Below are 10453 nucleotides of genomic sequence, written 5' to 3'. Positions count from 1 at the left end.
AGGAATCTAAGATATCTTCTTCGAATAAGTCCATATCTAAATCCTCTCTCACAATAATCATATCAAAGCCTGCATCTGCCACTTCCTCTTTTAATGGACATGCTTCCTTTAATTCCTTATAAAGATACGCCGGTCTTAAATTTGCAAAGAGATTCAGTCCCTTTCTAATTGCAAGAAGCCCTGCCTCAGGTCTTAGGTTCGGTGGTAAATCATACCAGCTGTCCTTTCCGACGACGCCGCCGACGGCGCCAAGCAACACCGCATCACTTTTCCTTGCTGTCTCAAGTGCTTCATCTGTAAGTGGAACCCCGTGTTTATCGATAGAAATACCACCCATATCCACTTCTACATAATGAAAAGTATGTCCATACTTTTCTCCGACAGCATTCAGAACCCTCTGTGCTTCTGTAACAATTTCCGGTCCGATTCCATCACCTGGAATTACTGCAACATTAAAATTCATTCTGCTTCCTCTTTTCCTTTAAAGTTTCTAATTTGATTCCTATATAAAACCAAATTTCTATGAAATGTGATTATAAAAATCCACATTAACTCATAAATTATACCCCAATTAACGCTATTTTTCAACACATATATATAATATATTTAGTTGATAAATTTTAACATTTAAAATACAAATACGAATCACAAAAAGAATCTCCAAAGTTATTCATTATAACTTTGGAGATTCTTTTAACATTTTTATTATCACTTTTTATGCTTCTGCTTTTTCCACATCCACGATTGCAGCTTTCTGCATTGGGATTCTACAGTTTTTATTTCCACCAAATTCGACAATCACTGTATCTTCCTGTACATCTATTATCATCCCGTAGAAACCGCTTGTTGTCAAAACACTGTCTCCAATCTCGATACTTTCCATTAAAGCTTTCTGTTTCTTTTCCTGTTTCTTCTGTGGTCTGATTGCAATAAAATACATAAATCCTATAATAATCACTACATATGCAATAATTATAAGCCAGCTTCCTCCCGCACCTGCACCTGTTGCTAAAATTGGCATAATACCTACCTCCTAATTCTTGTCATTTTCTTTAAATCCTTCTAATTTGTCGGTTTTATACTCTTGATATCTTCCTGCCGCAATGGCATCTCTGATTTCTTCCATCATTGTATTATAAAAATACAAATTATGCAAGACACACAAACGCATTCCAAGCATTTCTTTTGCTTTGAGCAGATGTCTGATATACGCTCTGGAATGATATTGACATGCCGGACATTGACAATTCTCTTCAATCGGTCTGTCATCTGTCTCATATTTTGCATTAAACAAGTTTAATTTTCCTGCATTCGTATAGACATGACCATGTCTGCCATTTCTCGATGGATATACACAATCAAAAAAGTCCACACCACGCTCAACAGCTTCTAAAATATTTGCCGGTGTTCCCACTCCCATTAGATATATTGGTTTATCCTTTGGCAAATACGGTTCGACACTTTCTATTATTCTATACATTTCGTCATGACTCTCACCTACGGCAAGGCCACCTATAGCATATCCATCTAAATCAATTTCAGATATTGCTTTTGCATGTTCTATTCGGATGTCATCGTATATTCCACCCTGATTGATTCCAAACAGCATCTGTTCTTTATTGATTGTATCATCAAGACCATTTAACCTATCCATTTCTATCCTGCATCGTCTTAGCCATCTTGTCGTGCGTTCCACCGAATTTTTGATATATTCTTTGGATGCCACACTGGATGGACATTCGTCAAAAGCCATCGCAATCGTAGATGCAAGATTAGACTGTATCTGCATACTCTCCTCCGGTCCCATGAAAATCTTTCTTCCATCTACATGGGAATTAAAATAAACACCTTCTTCTTTTATTTTCCTTAAACCTGCAAGAGAAAATACCTGGAATCCGCCGGAATCCGTCAAAATAGGTCTGTCCCAATTCATAAACCTGTGCAGTCCACCCATTTGCTTTACAATTTTATCTCCCGGCCTTACATGAAGATGATATGTATTAGAAAGTTCTACCTGTGTTTTTATCGTTTTTAAATCTTCTGCGGCAACCGCACCCTTTATCGCACCTGCCGTTCCTACGTTCATAAATACAGGCGTCTGTATATTTCCATGTACTGTTATAAACTCGCCGCGCTTTGCATTGCCGTCTTTTGCTAATATTTTAAACATTGTATTTTTCTCCTTTAAATCTTACCCTGTATATTGTATTGGATTTATCGACTCAATGCAAGGAAAATAATCCGCTGTTCTCTTGCAGTAATTGATTTCAATTGATATACTGTTATAAGCAATCACCAGAATCCGCATCAACCGCATTCTGGGATTGTATGCGGTCGTCAAAAGCAAATTGCTTTTCGCCGTCACTTATACAAAAAATAAGGAGGCTGCTATGGCTGGTTCAACATATGGCAATATTTTTAAAATTACAACCTGGGGGGAATCTCACGGCAAAGCATTGGGCGTTGTTGTAGATGGATGCCCTGCCGGAATCGATTTATGCGAGGAGGACATCCAAACCTTTTTAAATAGAAGAAAACCCGGACAGTCAAAATACACGACACAGAGAAGCGAAGATGACAAAGTCGAAATATTATCCGGTATTTTTGAGGGAAAAACAACCGGTACTCCTATTTCAATGATTGTCCACAATAAAGACCATCATTCCGCTGATTATAGCCAGATTGCATCCTACTACAGACCGGGACATGCTGATTACACATTTGATGAAAAATATGGTTTCAGGGATTACAGAGGCGGCGGACGCTCTTCCGGGCGTGAAACTATAGGACGTGTAGCTGCCGGCGCGATTGCTTCAAAAATTCTAAATGCACTTGGCATAGAAATCACGACCTACTCTAAATCTATTGGCAATATCGAAATTAATTATGATAATTTTGATAAAACTGAAATAACAAAAAATCCAATGTATATGCCGGATATCGATGCTGCCGGCAAAGCTGCCGACATGCTGAAAGAAAAAATGGCTGAAATGGATTCCTGCGGCGGTATCATTGAATGTATCATCGAAGGTATGCCGACCGGTATCGGCGAACCGGTATTTGAAAAACTTGATGCGAATTTAGCAAAAGCAATAATGTCTATCGGAGCAGTCAAAGGATTGGAAATTGGTGACGGTTTCAAAGTGGCAGCCATGACCGGTTCTGCTGACAATGATGGGTTTACAATCACAGACGGTTTGATTCATAAAACATCAAATCATGCCGGAGGAATTATGGGTGGTATCAGCGATGGCTCTCCTATCATTCTGAGAGCTGCTGTCAAACCTACCCCGTCCATTGCACAAACACAAAAGACCATAAACAAATCCGGTGAGAATATTGATATCAATATCAAAGGACGTCACGACCCGATTATTGTTCCAAGAGCCGTAGTTGTTGTAGAGGCAATGACAAGTATTACACTGGTAGATATGCTTTTTACTGCAATGACATCCAGAATAGATAAGATTAAAGATTTTTATCGCTAAAAAAACAGGTGTTTTACACCTGTTTTTTTTAGCAAATTCATTCTAATAACTTTTTCTGCTAAGCATTTTCTCATACATTAATCCCACAATAAACCATAAAGGTGCATAGTCCAAACGAATCACACCATTGACATGATACTTACTCTTACTGTAATCCCAAGGACATCTGTCTTTCTTTTTTAATAAGGTCCCTGTAGCATACTCTGTAGCATATATTCCTGCCGTATATATGAGTCCGCGCTCTATTGTCCTTCTGTTATGCTTTTTTAACTTACAACTAATAGGTTTTATCACTGCCGCCATTCCATAAATCGGAAACATCCATATAGAAGTCTGACCTATCAGTTTGTAATCTTTCTTTTTAATGCAAGAGGCTGATGTAAAGAGCACTTCCATACACCAGCCTGTAATACCACATTTTATAAAATCTTTATTTATTACACTCTTCATATATGTAATAATTTCCAGATTTATTTTTTTTATTCATACAACGGATATTTATCTGTCAATGTTTTAACCTTTGCCTTTACGGACTCACAATTTCCGTTTAAGTCATCCGCGATGTCTGCCATGCACTCAGCAATAACATCCATATCCTCTGTCTTTAATCCTCTCGTAGTTACAGCAGGTGTTCCGATTCTTACACCACTTGTAATTCCAGGTTTCTGAGGGTCGTTTGGAATAGCATTTTTATTACATGTAATATTTGCCGCATCAAGAGCAATCTCAAACTCCTTACCTGTAATGTTTTTACTTCTGAGGTCTACTAACATCAGATGATTGTCTGTTCCACCTGATACAAGGTCAAATCCTCTGTCTGTCAGTCCCTTTGCCAATGCCTGTGCATTGTCAACGATATCCTTTGCATATTGTTTAAATTCATCTGATAATGCTTCTTTAAAACATACTGCCTTAGCTGCAATTACATGCATTAAAGGACCTCCCTGAATCCCCGGAAAAACAGCTTTATTTAATTTGTGTTCCAAAGCAAATTCCTGACTTGAAAGAATAAGACCACCTCTCGGTCCTCTCAAAGTCTTATGAGTTGTTGTCGTTGTAACATGCGCATAAGGGATTGGACTCATATGCTGTCCTCCTGCCACAAGACCGGCAATGTGCGCCATATCAACCATAAGATAAGCGCCAACCTCATCTGCAATTTCTCTGAATTTCTTAAAATCAATCTTTCTTGGATATGCACTTGCTCCGGCAACAATAAGCTTTGGTTGATTGGCTATAGCAATTTCTCTCACCTTATCATAGTCGATAAATCCGTCATCATTTACACCGTAAGATACGATATTAAAATATGTACCCGACATATTTACAGGTGAACCGTGTGTCAAATGTCCACCGGCATCAAGGCTCATTCCCATTACAGTATCACCCGGTTTCACCAGTGCAAAAAATACTGCCATATTTGCCTGTGCCCCCGAATGTGGCTGAACATTTGCATAAGTGCAGCCAAACAGTTCCTTTGCCCTGTCAATTGCAAGCTGTTCCACTACGTCAACATACTCACATCCACCGTAATATCTCTTTCCCGGATATCCTTCCGCATATTTATTTGTGAGATGACTGCCCATAGCCGCCATAACACCCTTACTCACCAAATTTTCTGATGCAATCAGTTCCAGATGTGAACGCTGTCTTCCCATCTCATCTTCCATTGCAGCAAAAACTTCTGCATCTGCATTTTTTACTTCATCAAATGAAAACATATATGTACCTCCACTTTAATATATCTAACGGTTAATGCAACCGAATTTTTCCTATATTACTTTACCATATCATAAGACATTTTAAAATGAATTTTTTCAAAAAAATTATTTCTTTTATTTGTTCTATTCTTTTTTATAAAAAAATATATTAGAAAGTAAATTTTTAAAAAACGGGACGGAGGTTTTTATGTATAAAATACTTGCATTTGATAACGGGCAGCCAATCATTCTATATCAGAATAAAGAAAATGTCTATATGTATACTGCTTCGAGCGGACATATTTATTCTAAAGGAGTTTTATTTAACGATGTCAAACAGGATTTTGATGTATATGAGGGAAACAAAAAATATCTTTATTATATATCCACCGATAATAAAATAAAATTGGCGTCTTTAAATGGCAATCATTTCATGGAATTTCTATCTATTCCTATGGAAAACAAAGAAAGTAATAGTTATATTGTTAACGTTTCACCTATCATGTGCGAAAATGAACTCTATATTTTTTACTGTAGCCATAATCTCAAAAAAGATAACTACGAAATATACTATCTGCTGTGTTCTTCTCCACAACAAACCTGTCTCATAAAACGTGATATAGAAAAGAGCGAGGATTTTGATGTATTCAATTCCGGTCAAAAAACCTATATTATTTTAAAAAATGATTTTTATTACCTGAGCAAAAACGGAAAAATTACAACATTAAACCAAAATAGCTCCAGTGATATAAAAGTTTTACAGGAAAATATTAACCAGTTAAAAAATGCTCTATCGAATAAAAGTGATAAATTAATTGAGACACAAAAATTATTATATGAAAAAAATAACGAGATATTTCATTTACAATCCACAAAAAAACATATTATGGAACAATACAATGAACTGAGCGAATATGCCGGCAAACTCCAAGAAGAACTCCGAAGCATAAAATTTATGTAATTTTTATAGATTTTTGACAAAAAAAGGCTTTCTTTATTGCAACTTTAATAAAAATTTCTTATACTCATAAGTGTTATGGTTGTATAAAGTGGTTTAGTATACAGCCAGACAAATCTATTTTATTTTAGGGGGATATACGCAATGAAGGAAACATTCAAAGCTCTATTTCTTGTGCTTGCTATGGCACTGTTTGTCCTGCCGGCAGCAAGCGTCTATGCCGCGGATATAAACAATATCCAGGCTCCGGATTATAAACTGAAATATACAGTTGATAAATCCGATACTTTTATCTATTCCTATAACGTAAAAGATTACGGTGCTGTCAGTGATGGAGTTACTGACAACACAACTATTTTCCAAAAATTATTAACGAGATTAGGAGACTTAGGCGGAGGTACTTTATATGTACCGGGTGGAAAATACGTTATCAAGGGAAATCTTACAATTCCAAAAGGAGTTACGCTGAGAGGTGACTGGACTAAGCCGTCCAAGGACAAGGCTCTTCCGGATGGTACTTTGCTCATGGCTTATGCCGGAAGAAACGGCAATGAACGAAGCACACCATTTATTGAAATGGCACCGGAAACCGGTCTTATGGATTTGGCTATATGGTATCCTGAACAAGATTCCGAAAATATCACACCATACGCACCAACTATAAGATACGGTCTCAACAACTACTTTGGAAACGAATACTGTAATACCAAAAACGTCACTCTTGTAAATTCTTACATTGGCATTCTGTTTCATTATGATAACGGCGGAGCTTCCCCTGTTGTCTATAATTTATATGGAACAACGCTCTATAAAGGAATTGAAATTGACAAGATTGCTGATGTCGGACGAATTGACGGTGTTCACTTTTCACCTGATTATTGGACAAACTCAGGACTATCTAATGCTCCATCAAATAAAACCTCTTTTGGTTCTTATATGAAAGAGTATGCAACCGGTATCGTTATGAGAAGAAACGACTGGTCGTACACATGTAACATAGACATTGACGGTTATATGTGAGGTTACGACTGCGAAAAAACGCTTTCCGAAGGTGATAATGCTACTCCTAACGGACATCATTACAATTTTAATTTCAGTAATTGTAAGACGGGTATTATGATTAACGCAACAAACTCTGTCGGTATTCTTTTTGATAAGATAAAGCTGACAAATTGTGAAACAGGTATTAGTTTTGGAGATGGTACATCCGATGTAGCACAATTTTTCGATACTACAATTTCGGCATCCAAATATGCCCTGAGAGTCTCTCCGACATCTAATACAAAGGTAATATTTAACAAATCTACTGTTAATTCAGGACAAGTTGCAATCAATGGCGGTACTCTTACTGCAAACAGCTGCAATTTCAATAATCTTGCACCTCAAATTTATTTTGGTTTATCCGGTCGTGGTATTATTCAGGGATGTCAGTTTAAAAACACAAGAACAATCACCAATAATTCCATCTATGAAATTTCTATTTCTGATAAAACAGCGGTAACAAATGTTGAGGATTTTCCTGAAATTACATTTGATTTTCATGTTCCAAAGAGATGTGTTTTATATGATGTGACAAAAGCTCCATACTATGCAAGCACTTCTTCCAATGATAACACTTCTGCCATACAGGCAGCTCTAAACCAGGCAGCTTCTGACGGAGGTGGTATTGTATTTATTCCTAATGGAAAGTACAAAGTCAGAGGACATTTAACTGTTCCGTTGAACGTTGAACTTAGAGGAAATGTTGATTTACAGACTGTTCCTCATGGTTCCGGAACCATTTTAGAGGCATATGAGAACAGAAACAATCCAAACGGAAGCTGTTTTATTAATTTAAAAGCCAATGCCGGACTTCGCGGTATTGTCGTTGATTATCCAGAACAAGTATTCTCCGGTGATGCTTCTTGGATGCCGGCAGAATATCCTTATACAATTCAGGGACAGGGAGAAAATATTTATATTATCAACTCCTCCGTGAGAGCTTCCTACAAAACTCTGGACTTATTTACATATCGATGTGACAACCATTATGTAGATTTTCTGGGTGGTCACTGCTTCAATGTGGGTGTAAAAGTTGGCAATAATTGTGAAAACGGTAAAATATTTAATTTAATGTTTAATGTCATTGTCTATGCCTGTGGTAACGAGAGTAAATTTGGCAGCTTTTCTAATATGCCTAACGGTGTAAGCAATGCTCCATTATACAATTACGGACTAAAATATTTAGACTTTCTCATTCTGGGCGACTGTAAGAACGAAATTTTATACAACGATTTCCACTATGGCTCAGCAAGAGGCTTTGTATTGGAAAATGAAGGAAATGGCGGTCCTTCCGGCTCATCTATGGGTATGGGTATCGACGGCTCAAGCAATTCCATTTATGCAGGCCCTGATACAAACGCTGCCTTTCATTTATATAACTCACAGGTAGTTGCCTTAAGTAATGCCACAGACGATACGTCATATTATTATCTGGATAAAAACTCAGGTATGACTCTTAATCTGTATAACTCAGATTACTGGGGACAGGCCTCGTATGGAATGAATGCACAGCCTTTATCCCATACTACTTTGAATTTATACGGTGCGCAGTTCCAGAATCCGGGGCAAAATACCTTTGCCAACATGTCGGGAAGTAATGTAAATATCGTTTCATCAAACTTAAATCAAAACGGCAGCGGATTTGTAAATACCGGCAGTGAACAATATATTGCAGTATCCGGTTCTACTGTCAACAATAGAAACAATTCCACATCCGCTTTCAAAGAGTGGAATACCAACCAAAGTGCATATGCAACGCTTTCTTCCAACGGAATTTTATCCAATATTTCCCGCTCAGGATGGATTGCCACTGCCTCTAACATGAATAATAATGCAAAAAATGCACTGGATTCTAATATCAATACTCGCTGGGATACATCCGGCTCACAGGTTTCCGGTCAATGGTTTACTGTAGATTTTGGAAAACCATATCAATTTAACACACTGATTCTTGATACGGCAACAAGCAGTTCCACGGATGCTCCTGCCGCTTACGAAATCTATGTAAGCAATGACGGAAGTAACTGGGGAAATGCAATTGCTTCCGGTACAGGCTCAAGCGGAATTATCACCTTTAATACGCAAAATTCCCGTTATGTAAGAATTTTACAGACAGGTTCTAAGAGCAATTATTGGTCCATTCACGAATTTTATGCTTTCAATGCATCAGAAGAAAATGACCTGCCAAATGGCATAGTAGATACGGGAGAGACAAACATTCCTGATAATCCGATAAAACCGGGAGATGCAATTTGTTCCGGCAATCCTATTATCACAAGCATTTTTACAGCCGACCCTTCCGCTCATGTATGGGAAGATGGACGTATTTATGTATATGCTTCACATGATATGGACCCGGCAAGAGGATGTGATTTGATGGACAGATATCATGTATTCTCCTCCGACAATATGGTCGACTGGATTGATGAAGGAGAAATTTTATCGTCTGAGGATGTAAGCTGGGGAAAACCTGAAGGTGGATTTATGTGGGCACCTGACTGTGCTTACAAGAATGGCACATACTATTTCTACTATCCACATCCAAGTGGAACAGACTGGAATAATACTTGGAAAGTTGGAGTTGCCACAAGCAGTCAGCCTGCAAAGAACTTTAAAGATACAGGAAAATATATTGAAGGGCTCGCAAATTATCCTTTGATTGACCCTTGTGTATACACAGACGATGATGGCACATCCTATATTTACATCGGAGGCGGAAGCAAAGCTGTGGGAGCAAAACTGGCAGACGACATGGTTTCTATTGAAGGAAATGTTATAGAGATGTCCGGTCTCGATGATTTTCATGAAGCTTCATGGGTATTCAAACGAAACGGTGTTTATTACATGATGTACGCTGATAACTTAAACAATGCCAACCGGTTAAGATATGCCACAAGTAACAATCCACTGGGGCCTTGGGAATACAAAGGAATTGTCTTAGACTCTGTCAGCAGCTATACAAGCCATGGTTCCATTGTTGAATATAAAGGGGAATGGTACTTATTCTATCATAATCAGGCAATCTCCAATCAGGGAGAATTAAGGAGCGTTTGTGTAGATAAAGTAACATTCAACGCAGATGGTACAATTAATACGGTAGTACAGACAGATACCGGTGTAGAGTTAGTTGGGGAACGCGCTAATAAGAGTGAACATGCGGTCATATATTCGGTAGCAGATGCTACAGTCGACAAAGCTACTATTGTTGATAATACAAATGCTTACAATGGAAAACAAATATCAATCTGCTCGACTTCGGCGGCTGC

9 protein-coding genes are annotated in these 10453 nt (G+C 37.8%); 4 read left to right on the top strand and 5 right to left on the bottom strand.

Annotated elements, in window-relative coordinates; all coding sequences use genetic code 11:
- The 3 genes from Q5O86_RS09200 to tgt form a co-directional block, all read right to left on the bottom strand.
- Positions 1-463: isocitrate/isopropylmalate family dehydrogenase (locus tag Q5O86_RS09200; protein WP_302626852.1), on the bottom strand; the 463-nt coding region annotated here is incomplete at its 3' end.
- 252 nt (positions 464-715) lie between these two features.
- On the bottom strand, positions 716-1021 hold the full coding sequence (gene yajC / locus Q5O86_RS09195; protein WP_302626851.1) for a preprotein translocase subunit YajC: 306 nt from the start codon (positions 1019-1021) through the stop codon (positions 716-718).
- 12 nt (positions 1022-1033) lie between these two features.
- Entirely contained in the window at positions 1034-2170 is a 1137-nt protein-coding gene (gene tgt / locus Q5O86_RS09190) for a tRNA guanosine(34) transglycosylase Tgt (RefSeq protein WP_302626850.1), read from the bottom strand.
- A gap of 220 nt (positions 2171-2390) precedes the next feature.
- Between tgt and aroC the strand changes: the two genes are divergently transcribed.
- On the top strand, positions 2391-3488 hold the full coding sequence (aroC, locus tag Q5O86_RS09185) for a chorismate synthase (protein ID WP_302626849.1): 1098 nt from the start codon (positions 2391-2393) through the stop codon (positions 3486-3488).
- A gap of 42 nt (positions 3489-3530) precedes the next feature.
- Here aroC and Q5O86_RS09180 read toward each other — a convergent pair whose 3' ends face one another.
- Positions 3531-3938, bottom strand: a complete 408-nt coding sequence (locus Q5O86_RS09180) for a hypothetical protein (RefSeq protein ID WP_302626848.1) — start codon at positions 3936-3938, stop codon at positions 3531-3533.
- Between the two features lie 29 nt (positions 3939-3967).
- Complete coding sequence (gene glyA, locus Q5O86_RS09175) at positions 3968-5209, bottom strand: serine hydroxymethyltransferase (protein ID WP_302626847.1); 1242 nt, start codon at positions 5207-5209, stop codon at positions 3968-3970.
- 187 nt (positions 5210-5396) lie between these two features.
- Between glyA and Q5O86_RS09170 the strand changes: the two genes are divergently transcribed.
- The 3 genes from Q5O86_RS09170 to Q5O86_RS09160 form a co-directional block, all read left to right on the top strand.
- Positions 5397-6149: a hypothetical protein gene (locus tag Q5O86_RS09170; RefSeq protein WP_302626846.1), complete on the top strand. Its 753-nt coding sequence runs from the start codon at positions 5397-5399 to the stop codon at positions 6147-6149.
- 141 nt (positions 6150-6290) lie between these two features.
- Entirely contained in the window at positions 6291-7166 is an 876-nt protein-coding gene (locus Q5O86_RS09165; protein ID WP_302626845.1) for a glycosyl hydrolase family 28-related protein, read from the top strand.
- A gap of 96 nt (positions 7167-7262) precedes the next feature.
- Positions 7263-10453: family 43 glycosylhydrolase (locus Q5O86_RS09160; protein WP_302626844.1), on the top strand; the 3191-nt coding region annotated here is incomplete at its 3' end.

Origin of the sequence: uncultured Eubacterium sp. (assembly GCF_937958975.1) — a bacterium.
Classification (GTDB): domain Bacteria; phylum Bacillota; class Clostridia; order Lachnospirales; family Lachnospiraceae; genus Eubacterium_G.
This window is presented reverse-complemented; position numbering and strand designations above follow the sequence as displayed.